Source organism: Streptomyces prasinopilosus (genome assembly GCF_001419695.1).
GTDB lineage: Bacteria > Actinomycetota > Actinomycetes > Streptomycetales > Streptomycetaceae > Streptomyces > Streptomyces prasinopilosus.
This window is the reverse complement of record NZ_LIRG01000314.1, coordinates 1-15,174: the sequence shown is the minus strand read 5'-3', so window position 1 is coordinate 15,174 and position 15,174 is coordinate 1. Positions and strand designations below refer to the sequence as shown.

Annotated in this window: 13 protein-coding genes; 8 read left to right on the top strand and 5 right to left on the bottom strand. The window is 71.7% G+C overall.

The window, feature by feature from the left end:
* Positions 1-214: 214 nt before the first annotated feature.
* A complete protein-coding gene (locus AOK18_RS14125) occupies positions 215-1,090 on the bottom strand; it encodes a Vgb family protein (protein WP_055694580.1) in 876 nt (291 codons plus the stop codon).
* A 29-nt stretch (positions 1,091-1,119) separates the two neighbouring features.
* Positions 1,120-2,028 (bottom strand): alpha/beta fold hydrolase, encoded by a 909-nt coding sequence (locus AOK18_RS14120; RefSeq protein ID WP_055694579.1) that lies wholly within the window; start codon positions 2,026-2,028, stop codon positions 1,120-1,122.
* A gap of 236 nt (positions 2,029-2,264) precedes the next feature.
* Between AOK18_RS14120 and AOK18_RS34315 the strand changes: the two genes are divergently transcribed.
* A complete protein-coding gene (locus AOK18_RS34315; protein WP_240503179.1) occupies positions 2,265-2,417 on the top strand; it encodes a hypothetical protein in 153 nt (50 codons plus the stop codon).
* A gap of 33 nt (positions 2,418-2,450) precedes the next feature.
* Complete coding sequence (locus AOK18_RS34310) at positions 2,451-2,624, top strand: hypothetical protein (RefSeq protein WP_240503178.1); 174 nt, start codon at positions 2,451-2,453, stop codon at positions 2,622-2,624.
* A gap of 210 nt (positions 2,625-2,834) precedes the next feature.
* On the opposite strand, the gene AOK18_RS14110 is transcribed toward AOK18_RS34310, so the two are convergent.
* Positions 2,835-5,336, bottom strand: coding sequence for an MGH1-like glycoside hydrolase domain-containing protein (locus AOK18_RS14110; RefSeq protein ID WP_055694578.1), 2,502 nt, complete (start codon positions 5,334-5,336; stop codon positions 2,835-2,837).
* Between the two features lie 503 nt (positions 5,337-5,839).
* On the opposite strand from AOK18_RS14110, the gene AOK18_RS14105 reads away from it, so the two are divergent.
* Positions 5,840-6,346, top strand: coding sequence for a tetratricopeptide repeat protein (locus AOK18_RS14105; protein ID WP_055574660.1), 507 nt, complete (start codon positions 5,840-5,842; stop codon positions 6,344-6,346).
* Between the two features lie 229 nt (positions 6,347-6,575).
* On the opposite strand, the gene AOK18_RS14100 is transcribed toward AOK18_RS14105, so the two are convergent.
* Positions 6,576-8,168: a Na+/H+ antiporter gene (locus AOK18_RS14100; protein WP_055694577.1), complete on the bottom strand. Its 1,593-nt coding sequence runs from the start codon at positions 8,166-8,168 to the stop codon at positions 6,576-6,578.
* Between the two features lie 60 nt (positions 8,169-8,228).
* Between AOK18_RS14100 and AOK18_RS14095 the strand changes: the two genes are divergently transcribed.
* A complete protein-coding gene (locus AOK18_RS14095; protein ID WP_055574658.1) occupies positions 8,229-8,489 on the top strand; it encodes a UBP-type zinc finger domain-containing protein in 261 nt (86 codons plus the stop codon).
* A 37-nt stretch (positions 8,490-8,526) separates the two neighbouring features.
* Here AOK18_RS14095 and AOK18_RS14090 read toward each other — a convergent pair whose 3' ends face one another.
* Positions 8,527-9,060: a 2'-5' RNA ligase family protein gene (locus AOK18_RS14090; protein ID WP_055694576.1), complete on the bottom strand. Its 534-nt coding sequence runs from the start codon at positions 9,058-9,060 to the stop codon at positions 8,527-8,529.
* Between the two features lie 627 nt (positions 9,061-9,687).
* Between AOK18_RS14090 and AOK18_RS14085 the strand changes: the two genes are divergently transcribed.
* The 4 genes from AOK18_RS14085 to AOK18_RS14070 form a co-directional block, all read left to right on the top strand.
* Positions 9,688-10,059 carry a hypothetical protein gene (locus tag AOK18_RS14085; protein WP_055694575.1) on the top strand — a complete coding sequence of 124 codons (372 nt, stop codon included), beginning with the start codon at positions 9,688-9,690 and terminating at the stop codon, positions 10,057-10,059.
* 307 nt (positions 10,060-10,366) lie between these two features.
* Entirely contained in the window at positions 10,367-10,636 is a 270-nt protein-coding gene (locus AOK18_RS14080; protein WP_055572836.1) for a hypothetical protein, read from the top strand.
* Positions 10,637-10,944: 308 nt separating this feature from the next.
* A partial coding sequence (locus AOK18_RS14075; RefSeq protein WP_055694582.1) for a glycosyltransferase occupies positions 10,945-12,197 on the top strand: 1,253 nt, incomplete at its 5' end.
* 493 nt (positions 12,198-12,690) lie between these two features.
* On the top strand, positions 12,691-15,174 hold a 2,484-nt coding region (locus AOK18_RS14070; protein ID WP_055694581.1), incomplete at its 3' end, for a PQQ-dependent sugar dehydrogenase.

Sequence of the window (15,174 nt, the reverse complement as noted above, 5' to 3'; positions counted from 1 at the left end):
CTCGACATGGACACCCGCCTCCACCTCACAGCGGCGACCGTTCCCGGCCCTCGGGCCGCAGATGGCAAGGCCGTACGTTCCACCGAAGAGAAAGCATGAACCTGCGCAGGCGCGCCATGTCGATCGTGCCGCACCGATGTCTCGTGCGGCACGACGCCGACACACAGCTGCCCTGAGCGTGCTCGAAACGTGTGCGCGGTGCTTCGTCCTGGGGCTACGGTTCAAGCCGCGCGACCCCTCCCGTTTCAAGGGCCGCCCACAGAGCGCCGTCGGGACCCAGGGTGATGCCGTGCGGCTCGGACGACGGTGACGGCAGGCTGTACTCGGCGATCTTGCCGTTACCGGTGATGTGGCCAATGCTGTTGGCTCCCCATTCGGTGAACCAGCAGTCCCCGGTGGAGGCCGCGACGATGGCGTGGGGTTTGGCCGTGCGGTCAGGGAGCGGGAACTCCTTGATCGCGCCGTCCACCGCGATCCTGCCGATCTGGCCCGCCGCGATCTCGACGAACCACAGGGCGGCGCCGTCGCTTGTGATGCCCACGGGTGCAGCGCTCGGGGTGGGGAGCGGGTGGATAACGATGTCTCCGTGGACAGTGATGCGGCCGATCGCGTTCGCCTGGTTGAGGGTGAACCACAGGGCTCCATCAGGGCCTGCGGTGATCGCCGAGGGACAGGCGCCCGTACAGGGAAGGACGAACTCGGTGATCTCTCCCGTGCTGGTGATGCGGCCGATCCGGTCGGTGTTCATCTCCGTGAACCACATCGCGTCGTCCGGACCGGCGGTGATACCGAAGGGTCCGCCGTCGGGCGTCGGCACGGGGAAGGACTCCGTTTCACCGTCGGCGGTGATGCGGCCGATCCGGTGATCCCGGGACCGGGTGAACCACAGTGCTCCGTCGGGCCCGGGGGCGATGACCGTGGGGCGGCACTCGGATGATTCCAGGGGATATTCGTCGAGTTCGCCGTCGAGGGTGAGGCGCGCGATGCGGCCGCTGTGCGCGAAGGTGAGCCACAGTGCGCCGTCAGGTCCGGCCGCGATGCCGTACGGCCCAGCGCCCTTGTCTGCCACGGACATTTCGCTTACGGCCACAGCAACTCCTTGCGGGGGTGGGGTGGGGATCAATCGACGTTCCTGACCGATGCCGCGACTCGGCCTCGCACCAGGTCGAGAATGATTGTGGCGAGGTCAGCGGGCCGGGTCATCGGGATGTTGTGGTTCGAGCTGATGTTGATCAGTCGGCGGCCAGGGACGGCATCGACGACGGCACGCATTTCGTCGCGCCGCGAGGCGTAAAAACCATCCTCGGCCAGCACGATCGTCATCGGACAGGTGAGGCGGTCGTACACCTCGATGCTCGGGAAGACTTCCGCGTCGGGCTCCACGGCGGTGACAGTCGCGATCTCCTCGATGGCCGGTCGCCGTACCCACCGGTGGCCGCGGCGCAGGAAGGAGCGCCGCGTGACCTCCTCGACAAGTTCGTGCCGTGCTCCGGCGTTGAGCCAGTCCCCTCCGGCCTCCCGCACGCACTGCTCGACATAGGCGTGCATCTGATCGTCGTTCGCTTCCCAGCCGTAGCGGAACATCGCCCGCAAACGGTCCGCCGCCTCGGCGGTCCGCGCAGCGGCATGCTCGGCGAGTGACGCGTTACGGTCATCGAGCACCACGCCGTCCACGATGCAGAGGGCGGCCGATTCCACGAGGCCACTGGCAGCGGCAGCCGTCACCGCGTACCCGCCGGTGGAATGGCCCACTAGCACGGGGCGGTCCCAGCCCAGCGCGGTGACGACGCCCCCGATGTCCCGCCAGTATTGCTCGGGACCAGTGGAGTCGAGCCGGGTCTGTCCATGGCCACGCAGGTCGATGGCGATCGGATGACACCCGCTCACCAGACGGGACGCCACATCCGCCCAGACGGCGGCGTTGTGTCCGCTGCCGTGGACAAGCAGCACCCCCTCACCGTGGCCACCGAAGTCCACACCTGAGAGGACCCCGTCCATGATGGGGAGTTCGATCTCTGTTCCGATCACCACCGCACCCTGACGACCAGAAGCCAACAAGCGCAACTACTTTTTTCGCAGGAGGTCAGCGTGGGGTGAGGATTCCTTCAGGCCGCCGAGAGCGGACAACGCTCCTGCCGCAGTACATGCCGGATTCACTGCGGCAGAACCCCTACCGTGATCATCGCAACCGGCGACGGGGCATTCCGGCCGCCGGAGTGAGGTGTACGCATTCACTGCGGCAGTGCCGGAAGGACGGGACGGGCGTGGCGATCGCATCGATGGCCGAACTCGGGAGCGGGGACGCGCTCCGGTTGCCGCGCGCCCGGGTGGTGCCCCTGTCCGCCCCGCCGTCGTCGTACACCGCGGCGGTCGGGCGGTACCCCACCGGCGCGGGCATCGCGAAGTCCTCCGCGTAGATCTACCGGCTCTCGCTGACGACATGGGGATGGATGCTCGTCGGCGAACGCGCGCCGACCGGGCCCGCCCGCCGGGGCGCGAAGCCGCCTGTCTTCCCCGTCGCCGCGATCGATGACCCGGCGCTGCCGGAGGTGCTGGCCGGGCTGGCGGCGGCGCGGTCGCCCGGCACGTCGCCGGACGCGACCCTCGTCGTCTGCGGCTGGTGACAGCACTCTTACCGGCACCCCGGGATCCCGGCCCGGGGACGCGTGCCGGCCGTCGGATCCTCCGGACCCGGTGACTTCCCCCCGGATCGTCGACGACAGGGAGGAGTCCCTCCGGGCCCGGGGCCCGGAGGATCCGTCGCGGAGCCACGCACACGAGGACGACCACGGGGGACGGCCGTACGGCGACAGCGCCGTGGTGGTGGCGCCGCGTCAGCCGGCCTGTGCCCGGGCGACGACACTGGTGACGAGCCGCTCCGCCCCCGCGCCCCGGGACCGGACCAGCAGGCGCAGAGGATACGGCCGTTGGCGGGGCAGGTCGGCGGGAGCCGTCACCAGCCAGTGTGCGCGCAGCGTCTTTCCCGCCCGGAGGGTGGTGGGGTGGACCGTGGGCCGGGGGAGGGCCCTCCAGCCGTCGGGTACGAGCAGGTGCGGGCTGACGACCGCGGTGGCCGTTGCCGTGACGGTGGTGGTGACCCTTGCGGTCCCGCCCGGCTCCACGGGGACGAGACCGTCGGGCGGCGTCTCGACGGTGAGGGTGAGGCGGGGGTCCTCCGTGCGCCACGACTGCCAGGCGGTGACCCCCACGGCGCCGCCCGAGGCGCGCAGGGCGGTGAGCCTGAGGGAGCCGGTGGTGACGGCCTTCTCCAGGAGGATCCGGTTGAGGGTTCCCGGCCGGGGGGTTCGCGGAGTGCGGTGCTGGCCGGGCAGGGGATGCCACCGGCCGTCCCGGCCGAGGTGGTGGAGTTCGTAGGAGTCGGGGGTGCGGACTCCGCCGCCGTCGTCGTAGAAGGAGATCCGCAGGTCTGATACGGGTGTGGGGACGCCGAAGTCCACGACGAGCCAGTCGTCGGCGTGGGGGCTGCCGTAGTTGGTCCACCGCGATGAGGGCGTGTCGAGGTGGAGGTCCTGCCCGTCGATGGCCCCGGCCGGGCTGTCGAGGGGGAACGTGTACGAGGCGCGTGCGAGGGGATGGCCCTGCTGCGCGACGTTCGCCAGGTCGTCGACCTCGCGGGGCAGGGTGCGTCGCCCGGCCCCGCCCAGGGTGAGCGTCACCGGCTCCAGGCCGGCCTGCCGGTGTACGTGCCGGCCGTTCAGCCAGACGTTCAGGCCGGCTCCGTGCCCGTAGTGCTCTCCGCCGCGGTCGAAGAGCACGCTGAGGTTGTGTCCGTGGTAGGGGAGGTTCTCCACGGCGAAGTGATCCCATGCGCGCGGTACCAGGGGTGCGAGGGCAACGGTGGCATCGGGCCGGCACCGGATCCCGAGCAGCCCGGACAGGACCAGGTCGTTGAAGGTGGAGTGGTTGTAGTCCTCACTGTGCCCGCGGCCGTCGTAGATCCAGCGGTCCTCGTCGGGGTGGTGCGCCTCGGCGACGTACGGCTTGCCGTCCTTGCGATGGGTCAGGGCGTAGGCGCGGAGCACGGCGTAGTAGTCGGTGCGGTCGACGTGTGACTGGGCGGGATAGTCGATGAGGAGGTTGGCCAGGGCGGTGAGCGTCTGGCTGGTGGCGAACGGCCAACTCGGGCCGTTCCAGCGACAGCAGCCTTCGAGTGCCTGATACATGAACCACGGGCTGCGCCGTTCGACCGTGGTGGGACCGAAAGGCGCGGAGAACCCCTCGGGATCGCGCAGTTGGGCCCACGCCGCGGCGTGGCCCGCCGGCGCCATGTGGAAGTACCACGGCAGGAAACCGATCTGCTCGCGGTCGGCGATCCTGCGCCGCTCGGGATTCCCGTCCCGCATGACGTGCTTGTAGAACTGGTCCTCCTCGTCCCACAGCCAGCGCTCCTGCTGCCGCTGCAGGGCACGGGCCCGCTCGTCGTAGCGGTCGGCCTTCGCCTCGTCGCCCCTGTGGCCGCGGCGTCGCAGGAGCGCGGCGATCGCCTTGGCGTCACCGTACTGGTAGGCGTTGAGAGTGGGGCGGAACCCCTCACCACCGTGGTACGGGTCGTCGCTCCGGTAGGAGCTCGCGGTGTACTCCATCGCGTCCCACACCGGTGTCTGCCAGTAGAGACCGACCTCGTCGTCGAACTGCGGAGCCCACCGCCCCCACTGGCGCTCCAACGCGTCGAGCAGCCCCAGGGCGTGCTCCCACCTGCCGTCGGTCGACGCCCGGGCCACGACGGCGTCCGCGATCCAGAAGGAGTACTGGTGCGCCCAGTCGGTGGTGTTCTCGTTGAGGAAGTCCGTGGCCGGTTTGGGGCCCGAGCCGCTGCCGCGCAGCCAGTAGTCGATGTAGTCGTCGAGGTACCGGTGATCGCGCAGCCAGCGTGCCTCGCGGATGTGGTGAGCGGCGGCGGCATTGATCCCGCCGTGCGGCGCGGAGTAGCCGACCGGACCCAGGAACTCCGAGAGGATCCACCCCTCCTGGGGCCCGGTGTACTTCAGGGCGTGCTTGATCACGCGCCACCGGTAGTAGTAGGTGTCCCGGACGGCGGCGTCGGGCAGGTCGACGAAGGGGATGTTCGCCTCGTACCACTCGGGCTCCGGAAGGTCTCCCAGCAGCGACCGGTGGTCCAGGAAGGCCGTCCCGGGGCCCACCGCCGGATACGGCGAAGACGCGGTCGGCCGCTCGCCTGCCGCGGGCGCCCCGCCCGGAGGGCCGCCGGGCGCACCCACGCGCGCGGCGGTGCCGGGCGGCACCGCCCCGCTCAGAGCCACCGCGCCCAGGGCCGCGGCACCGCTGTGAAGGAGCCGCCGGCGATCGAGGACCATATGCGTGCTCCTTCTGCGAGAACGAGCGGGCAGGGCTGCCCGGACGTCCGGCGGGCCGTGCCTGACAGCGTTGTCCGCCGGAGGTGACCCGGCCCAGACTGCCATGAGGAGGCCCACGGCTGAAGGGTCCGTGCAACGTTAGAAAGGCGGACGGGGCGCCGTCCGGCCGGTACGGGCCCGAAGGGCCGCTCCCGGACCGCGACCTCCTCGGGCACGGCGTCAGCCCGCGCACCTCGGCCCCGCAGGCGCTGTCCCGGCCCCCGCGGAAGCGTTGACCGGCCCGACCGGCCCGACCGGGATCCCGGGCGCGGGCGTGCGGGAGGTGGGGGAGACCCGGCCGGAAGACCGGCGCCGACGCCGGATCCGCGCGCACCACGGGGACAGGGGAGCCCGCGCGGCTCAAGTCGCCGTGACGGACGGTGAATCGCCGGCCCGAGGCACCGGGCGGCCGCACCGGGCGGCCTGTTTGCCGTCCGGGCCGTGTTGTGTGAGCGTGAGGCGCCATGAACGGTGATCACCAGCGGGACGAGGCGCTGTCCCAGGCGGTACGGCTGCGCCGGCAGGGACGGAGCACGCAGGCCCGGGAGCAGCTGCTGACCTTGGCGAAGCGGTATCCGCACGACGCCGAGATCGCCTACCAGACCGCATGGGTGCACGACGTGCTCGGCCTGGAGGACGAGGCCGTCCCCTTCTACGAACGGGCCCTGACCGGACCGGGCCTGCCCGAGGAGGACCGTCACGGCGCTTTCCTCGGGCTGGGAAGCACCTACCGTGTCCTGGGCCGGTACGCCCTGGCGGAGCGGACCCTGAGGTCGGGGCTGGAGGAGTTCCCGCAGGACGCGGCCCTGCAGGCCTTCCTGGCGATGGTTCTGTACAACACCGGGGAGGGCCGGGAGGCCGTGGGGGTGCTGCTGAAGGTACTGGCGGCCACCAGCGGCGACCGGCGGGTGCAGGACTACCGGCGCGCCATCGAGCACTACGCCGACGACCTCGACGGCCGGCAGGCGTGACCCGGGGCGGTCACCGACGGCGACGCAGCCGGCCGTCCCGGCGCCGGACGGCCCGGGCACACCGGATCGGGCCGCGGACGGTGATGACGACGGAGGCGAAGCCGAGGAAGGCGCCGACGACGGCGGTGCGCCGCCCACCACGGCGCCCGGCCCGTCGCAGCCGGGCAGGGCTCTCCCGTCCGCGGGCGGACGGCGAGGCTGCGGGGCGGCCGCTCTCCCGTGAGCCGTTTCACGCCGTCTCCCGGTACGCCGCCGCCTCCTCCAGATCCAGCCGCCGCAGCAGGGTGCGCAGCATCTCGTCGTCGAGGTAGCGGGCGTCACGGAGCCTGACGAACACGTCGCGCTCCGTGCTGATCATCTCCCGCGACAGCCGCCGGTAGGTGTCGTCCACGGACTCCCCGGTGACCGGGTTGGCCTGGCCCAGACGTTCCCAGACGGCGTTGCGGCGCCGCTCCAGGATGGTGCGCAGACGCTCGGCGAGCGGGGCCGGAAGAGCATTGCGCTCGTCGGACAGGAGCTCCTCCAACCGCTGCTCGGCGGCCCGTGAGGCTTGAGCCTGGGCGTTGGCCTCCGCGAGGGTCTCGGCCCGGGTGTCACGCCCGGGGAGCTTCAGCAGGCGGATCAGCGGCGGCAGCGTCAGCCCCTGCACCACCAGCGTGCCGATGACCGTGGTGAAGGTCAGGAAGAGCAGCAGGTTGCGCTGCGGGAAACCGACGCCGTCGACGGTGAGCGGGATCGAGAAGGCGATGGCCAGCGAGACCACGCCGCGCATGCCGGCCCAGGCGATGACGAACGGCGACTTCCAGCCGCTCCTGCCCTCGCGTTCCCGGATCCGCGCCGACAGCAGCGGTGGCAGGAAGGTCGCCGGGTACACCCATACGAACCGCGCGACGACGACCACCGCGAAGACAGCCAGCGCGTACCGGGCGGCCTCGACGCCCGCGTACTCCCCGAGCCCTGCGAGCACGATCGGCAACTGCAGTCCGATGAGCGCGAACACCGCCGCCTCCAGGACGAACGCGACCATCCGCCACACCGCCTCCTCCTGGAGCCGGGTGGCGAAATCGACCTCCCACGCGCGGTGGCCCAGATAGAGCGCGACGACCACGACCGCGATGACCCCGGAGGCGTGCACCTGCTCGGCGGCGGCGTAGGCGACGAACGGGATCAGCAGGGAGAGCGTGTTCTGCAGCAGCGCCTCCTTCAGGTGGGTGCGCAGCCAGTGCAGCGGGACCATCAGCACCAGGCCGAACGCGAGGCCGCCGAACGCCGCGAGCAGGAACTCGCCGATCCCCCCGGCCCAGGTCGCGCCCTCGCCGACGGCCGCAGCCACGGCCACCCGGAACGCGGTGATCGCGGTGGCGTCGTTCAGCAGGGACTCGCCCTGGAGGATCGTGGTGATCCGGGACGGCAGTCCGACCCGGCGCGCCACCGCCGTCGCCGCGACCGCGTCCGGCGGGGCCACCACGGCACCGAACACCAGAGCCGCGGTGAGCGGCAGGCCCGGCACCAGCAGGTACAGCACCCAGCCCACGACGAAGGTCGCGAACAGCACGTACCCCACCGACAGCAGCGCGACCGGCCGCAGCTGCGCCCGCAGCCCGAGGTAGGAGCTGTCGATGGCAGCCGTGTGCAGCAGCGGGGGCAGGACGAGCGGAAGGACGATGTGCGGGTCGAGCGTGTAGAGGGGCACTCCGGGGACGTAGCTGACCGCGAGGCCGGCGGCGACCACCAGCAGCGGAGCCGGTACCGGAGTGCGCCTGGCGGCCGCGGAGATCGCGGCACTGCCCGCCACCAGCAACAGCAGCGGCATCACGTCCATGACGTGCCCACCTCCCGATCTCCACGCAGCGATCCGTACGACCGTCGTAATCTGGCCATCATGAAACAGTGCACGCACGCCGACGCGCTGCCGCTCCCGGAACCCGTCCCCCTCACCGAGACGTGTCCGGAGTGTCTGCGGGACGGCACGGATCCGGTGCAGTTGCGGCTGTGCCTCAGCTGCGGTCACGTCGGCTGCTGCGACTCGTCGCAGGGGCGGCACGCCACGGGGCACCACCGGGAAACGGGCCACCCCGTGATGCGGACCCATGAACCCGGAGAGGACTGGCGCTGGTGCTTCGTCGATCACGTACTCGTGTGACCGGACGGGACCCGGCCGGCGAGGACCGGCCGCGCCCTCACCCGGGTGGAAGCGGGGTGACGGCGCGGGTGCGCGAGTCGTAGACGCGTGCGCCGACGAAGCGGCCGCGCACGGGCCCCTCCCGCAGACCGGGCGGCAGAAGCAGGTCGTCCGGCGCGTTCCACGCCGCCCGGCGGCTGCGACCGAGGGTGATGTGCGGCTGCCAGGTCTCCGGCAGGAGCAGGGGGTGGTCCGGCGCGCATCCCGTGGCGAGGAGCAGGTCGTGGAGGGCGGCGTGCACGGCGAGGAGTTCGGGAACGCGCCGGACGCGCCAGGCGAGCACGTGGGTGCGGCCGGAGAAGCGCACGAGCCCGTCGAGGACGGCGGGACAGTCCAGGCCGCCCGACCACCCCCGCAGCCCCTCCTCCGCCGCCGCGGTCAGGGAGCCGACCGCCGCCAGTGTCAGATGGGGCCGGTTCGTCGGATGACGATGGTGCCTCTGGCTGGGCTCTCCCCGCGCGGCCAGATGCTCCCAGACCAGCCGGACCCCGTGTTCGGTCTCCCGGTCGAGGAGCAACTCCACCGTGTTCACCCCTTCCCTCCCGGGGGCCGCACCGCCAAGGGCGCCCGCACCCCCTTGTCCGCCGCGTCGCCCGAGGGATCTTCTACAAGTGCCGTCATGCTCTGCTCCTCTCGTCTCGGCGCCCGATCGGGGCGCGCGGGCCACGGCAGCGCGATCCCGGGCGACGGCCGTCGTGCCCGCGGGCAGCGCGGCCGTCGAGAGCGGCACCGGTGAACCGCGTGAGCGCCTCCCGGCCGAGAGCCGACGAGCCGGACCGGCGCGGCGCGCCCCGGTCCGGTCCCCGGTGTCCGGACAGCCGCACCACCGTCGTCTTCCGCGCGCATCAACATGTACCGCACCGTCCTCGGGCACGCCTCGTTCACCCCCGCGGAGCGAGGGACGCCGAAGGAAGCACGTGACGGTGCGGCGCTGGGCGGAGCGGCGCGCGATGCCCGGCGGACGCGGTGCCGGCCGCACGACGGACCACCGGCCGGCGATCCGTACGGAGGCGCACGGAGAACCGGGGGCCGACGGGCTCATGAGATCATCGTGCCCGCAGCCCTGGAGCCCCCGGAGCCGCCGTCCTGCCGGCCACCGGCTGAGCGACTCCACCGGGGAGCGCCGGCGCGAGCGGACCACGGCGCTTGGGGGACGGGCATGGGGGACGACGGGACGACGGAAGCACGCCGGGAGCGTGCGCGTGCCGAGCGGCTGACCGAAGGACTGACCGTCGCCGTGGCGTCGGTCCTCTCGTTCGCCCTGCTGGCCGGCCCGGCGGTCGTCTTCGGCGCGACCGCCTGGCACCTGGTCACCGGCACCGGTACCACCGCGTTCAGCAGGGTCTCGGCCCCGGTGCTCTTCCTCGCCCTGGTGACGCTGCCGCTCCTCCTGGCCCGCATGGTGTTCCGCTCGGGCCGGCGCAGGGGCAACGCGCGGCTGACGGCGGCGGTCCCGGCGGCGCTGACGCTGCTCGGCTCGTCCGTCGTGCCGTTCGCGGCTCTGTGCCTGATCGTCGCGTACGCGGACTGACCTCCGGCCACGACCGCCCGCCCGGCCTGCGCACCGGACGGAGCACAGCGGGCGCGACGCGCCCGCGGCCCGTCCGCGGGCGCCGATGCCGGCGGAGGGGAGACGGACGAAGGGCGCCGAGGCGGGGAGAAGGCCGGCCGCGGGGAGTTCCCGTCGGACCGCCCCGGCCGCCGGCCGCCGCGGACCTCCCTCCGTGCCTCCACCGGCCCCGGGCCCGTTCGACGCTTGACGCCCCCGGCCGGGGGTAGCCGACAGACCTCGAGGAACGAACGAGGCGGAAGGCCGAAGGCCCGAAGGGAGACGGCCCATGGAAGCGTCCCGAGCACACGACGGCCGGGAACTCGACGATCTCGCACCCGGCACGCGCCAGCGTGCCCAGTTACGCGCACGCGTCGCCGACATCGCCTCGACAGCACTGTGCGTGGTGCTCGCACTGTGGGCGCTGTGGAGCATCGTCGGCACGATGCGCGGCACGGAGGAATGGGCGTACAGCGCAGTGGCCTGCGTGCTGCTGGCGATCGCCCTGACCGCCCGGACGGTGGCTCTCCGACGCGGGAACGTCCAGTCCGGGCGATGAGGGCGACGGAGGACGGCGGCGACGAGGACGCCCGCGTCTGGACGGCCCCGTCGTAGGCCGTCCGGACCTCCACGGTGCACTCGGCGCCGCCGCCCTCGTCGACCGGGCCGCTGCTGATCAGCGGCACGTCCTTCACGGTCCGGCTCCCCAGGGTCCCGTCGTCGTCCTCGCGCGGCGGGGGGCCGCACACCACGACGACGGACGGGACACCGCCGTACCGGCACCGCCGAACGCCGCTCCGGCCGGCTCGAGGGCGGTGGTTCCGGCGGTCTTGCCCGGCCTCCGGCTCCGGTGCGAGACTTCGGANNTCGCACCGGAGAGCGCGTACGGGCCGACGAACAACTGCGCGGGCATCGGGGGTGTCCTGCGCCGCAGGGGGCACCGTGTGGTGTTCGCCGCGGAGGCGTCCTGGAAGGGGCGCCTCGCGCCGCTCGGTTTCGAGGAGGAACTGCTCGACCTGGCCCCGCCGCCAGAACAGCCCCAGGACGCGGGCCAGTTCTGGAAGGACTTCGTGCGCGACACGGCGCCCGAGTTCCGGAAACCGACCATCGAGCAGCTGAGCACCTGGATCAAGCCGGTGTGGGAGGAACTGGTCTCCGGCGCCCGGTACTGCGAACCGCAGTTGAAGGAGATCATCGCCCAGGTCCGGCCGGATGTGATCGTCGAGGACAACGTCGTGTGCTTCCCGGCGCTGACCACGGCGGGCGTTCCCTTCGTGCGGATCGTTTCCTGCAACCCGCTGGAGATGAAGGGCGAGCACGTTCCTCCGCCGTTCTCCGGGTACCCGGCCGGGGACCGGAGCGGGTGGGACGGGTTCCGCGCCGAGTACGACCGCACGCACCGGAGCCTGTGGAGCGACTTCGGCACCTGGGTGACCGAGCAGGGCGCGCGTCCGCTGCCCGACCTGGAGTTCATCCACGAGGGTGATCTGAACCTGTACGTCTATCCCGAATCGGCCGACTACACGGACGCCCGCCCGCTGGGCCCCACCTGGCACCGCCTGGACTCCTCGGTCCGCGAGACGCGGGAGGGGTTCACCCCGCCGCCCGGCCCGGCCGGCGGCGGCGCGCTGATCTACTTCAGCCTCGGCTCGCTCGGCTCGGCCGACGTGGACCTCATGCGCAGGACCATCGCCTCGCTCGCCCGCACCCCGCACCGTTACATCGTCTCCAAGGGCCCGCTGCACGAGGAGATCGAACTGCCGTCGAACATGTGGGGCGAGGAGTTCCTGCCGCAGACCCGGATCCTCCCGCTCGTCGACCTCGTCATCACGCACGGCGGCAACAACACGACCACCGAGGCCCTCCACTTCGGCAAGCCCATGATCCTGCTGCCGTTGTTCTGGGACCAGCACGACAACGCCCAGCGCATGGCCGAACTGGGCTACGGCGTCCGGCTCGACCCGTACCGCTTCACCGATGCCCAACTCCACGGAGCGATCCGTCGTCTGCTCGGCGATACGACCCTGCGGCGCGTTCTGACCGAGGCCGGTGAGACGATCCGGGCGCGCGACGGAGTGCACACGGCCGCGGACCTGATCGAACGGGCCGCCACGGGCTGATCCCACCGGTCCTCGGACGAACCGGCCTCGTAGCCCCGACTCCCCGCGGACCGCGGGCCGCCGGGCTTCGTCACCGGACCGGCCCTCGTGAGGCGCAGCGCACCCGCCCCGCGGCAGACCGCCCCCGTACGCGCAGCACGGTTCTCGCCGGGTCGTGCCCTGTCCCCCCACCGCCGGCCCCAGCGGCACGCCCGCGGTGCCCCTCGTACGCCAACGGCACGGACGACACGAGCGATCCCTTTTCCGACCCCCCGCCCGGTCGATTCCAAGACCGCCCCGGGCAAGCACCCCGCAAGCTTTGTCCCGATCAAGGAGAAAGCGAAGAGATCTCTCGCGAAAGGGGTTACGTACCGGAACTGGGACCGCTAACTTCCTTGAATCGAAGCGGGCATGCACGCGAAGCCCGGCTCGACGGCGCGACGGCGCGCGCCGGTGCTCCCCGCGACAGGACCGATCACGTCCTGTCGTCTACCCCACACTTCGGGAGACGCCCGTGCGCACAAAACTGCTCAGACCCGGGTTCGTCCGTTCGTTGGCGGTGGCGGTGGTGTGTGCCGTCGGCTGCCTGACACCGGGCACGGCGGCTGCCGCACCGCCGGGCCCGGCCGACGGCCCAGAGGCAGCGGCCGCGGAGTTCCAGCAGGTCACGCTCGCCAAGGGGGTGGCCGAAACGGGCGAGCCCATGACCTTGACCGTGCTGCCCGACCGTTCGGTCCTGCACACCTCGCGCGACGGCACCGTCCGGCTCACGGACGGAGCCGGAAACACGAAAGTGGCGGGCAGACTCGACGTCTACAGCCATGACGAGGAAGGCCTGCAAGGCATCGCGGCGGACCCGGCCTTCACCTCCAACCGCTTCGTCTACCTGTACTACGCCCCCAGGCTGAGCACTCCGAACGGTGACGCCCCCTCCGACGGATCGGCCTCCGACTTCGCACCGTTCGACGGTGTCAACCGGCTCTCCCGGTTCGTCCTGAAGACCGACGGCACCCTGGACACGGCCAGCGAGAAAAAGATCCTCGACGTCCCGGCGTCCCGCGGCATCTGCTGTCACGTCGGCGGCGACATCGACTTCGACGCGGCGGGCAACCTCTACCTGTCGACCGGCGACGACACCAACCCGTTCGCCTCCGACGGCTACACCCCGATCGACGAGCGTGCGGCCCGCAACCCCGCCTACGACGCCCAGCGTTCCTCCGGCAACACCAACGACCTGCGCGGAAAGGTCCTGCGCATCAAGGTCAACGCCGACGGAACGTACTCGACCCCCAGTGGCAACCTCTTCCCGCCCGGTACCGCCAGGACCCGGCCCGAGATCTACGCGATGGGCTTCCGCAATCCGTTCCGGATGAGTGTCGACAAGGCCACGGGCACCGTCTACCTCGGCGACTACGGTCCCGACTCGGGGACCGCGAAGCCCGATCGAGGGCCCGAGGGCCAGGTCGAGTTCAACCGCATCACCAAGGCGGGCAACTACGGCTGGCCGTACTGCACCGGCAAGAACGACGCCTACACCGATCACGACTTCGCCACCGGTACTCCGGGCACCGCCTTCAACTGCTCGGCACCCAAGAACACTTCGCCGCGCAACACGGGCCTGACCGACCTGCCGCCCGCCCAACCCGCCTGGATCCCCTACAACGGCACCTCCGTACCGGAGTTCGGCGGCGGCTCCGAGTCCCCCATGGGCGGTCCCGTCTACCGCTACGACGCCGGCTCCACCTCCGAGGTCAAGTTCCCGCAGGAGTTCGACGGCGACTTCTTCGCCGGCGAGTTCGGCCGCCGCTGGATCAAGCGCGTCGAAACGGCCGGCGACGGCACCGTGCAGTCCATCAACCCCTTCCCCTGGAGCGGCACCCAGGTGATGGACATGGCTTTCGGCCCGGACGGCGCCCTCTACGTCCTCGACTACGGCACCGGCTACTTCAACGGCGACGAGAACTCCGCCCTGTACCGCATCGAACACGTCACCGGCGGCCGCGCCCCCATCGCGCAGGCCAAGGCGAACGTCACCTCCGGCAAGGCACCCCTGGCCGTCTCCTTCTCCTCGGCCGGCAGCTCGGACCCGGACGGAGACGCCCTCGGCTACTCCTGGACCTTCGGCGACGGCGCGACCTCCACCGCCGCCAACCCCTCCCACACCTACGCGGCCAACGGCCAGTACACGGCCACACTGAAGGTCACGGACACCACCGGCAGGACCGCTACGGCGTCCGTGCAGATCACCGTCGGGAACACCGCCCCCACCGTGAGGATCGACCTGCCCGCGGACGGACGCATCTACGACTTCGGCGCCGCGATCCCGTTCGCGGTGACGGTGACCGACCCCGAGGACGGCACCGTCGACTGCTCCAGGGTGAAGGTCTCGTTCATCGTCGGGCACGACAGCCACGGCCACCCGCAGACCTCGGCCACCGGCTGCACCGGCACGCTGCAGACCTTGGCCGACGGCGAACACGACCCCAACGCCAACATCTTCGGCGTCATCGACGCCGAGTACACCGACAAGGGCGCGAACGGGCAGCCCGCGCTGACCACGCACGACCAGCACATCACCCAGCCCACCCACCGGCAGGCCGAGCACTACGGCGACTCCGCCGGCGTCCAGGTCGTCACCCACGGACCCGCCCACGGCGGCAGGACCGTCGGCCACATCGACAACGGAGACTGGATCTCCTTCAGCCCCTACGCCCTCGACAACGCCACCGAGTTCACCGCCCGGGTCTCCTCCGCGGGCACGGGCGGCACCATCGAGGTACGCGCAGGGTCCCCGACCGGCACCCTGCTCGGCACGGCGGCCGTGCCGGTGACCGGCGGCTGGGAGGTCTTCCAGGACGTCACCACCGGCCTGTCCGGTCAGCCCTCCGGCACCACGACGCTGTTCCTGGTCTTCAAGGGCGGCACCGGCTCACTGTTCGACGTCGACGAGTACTCCTTCACCACCTCCGGCGGCGGAACCCGGTCGGGTCCGGTCAGG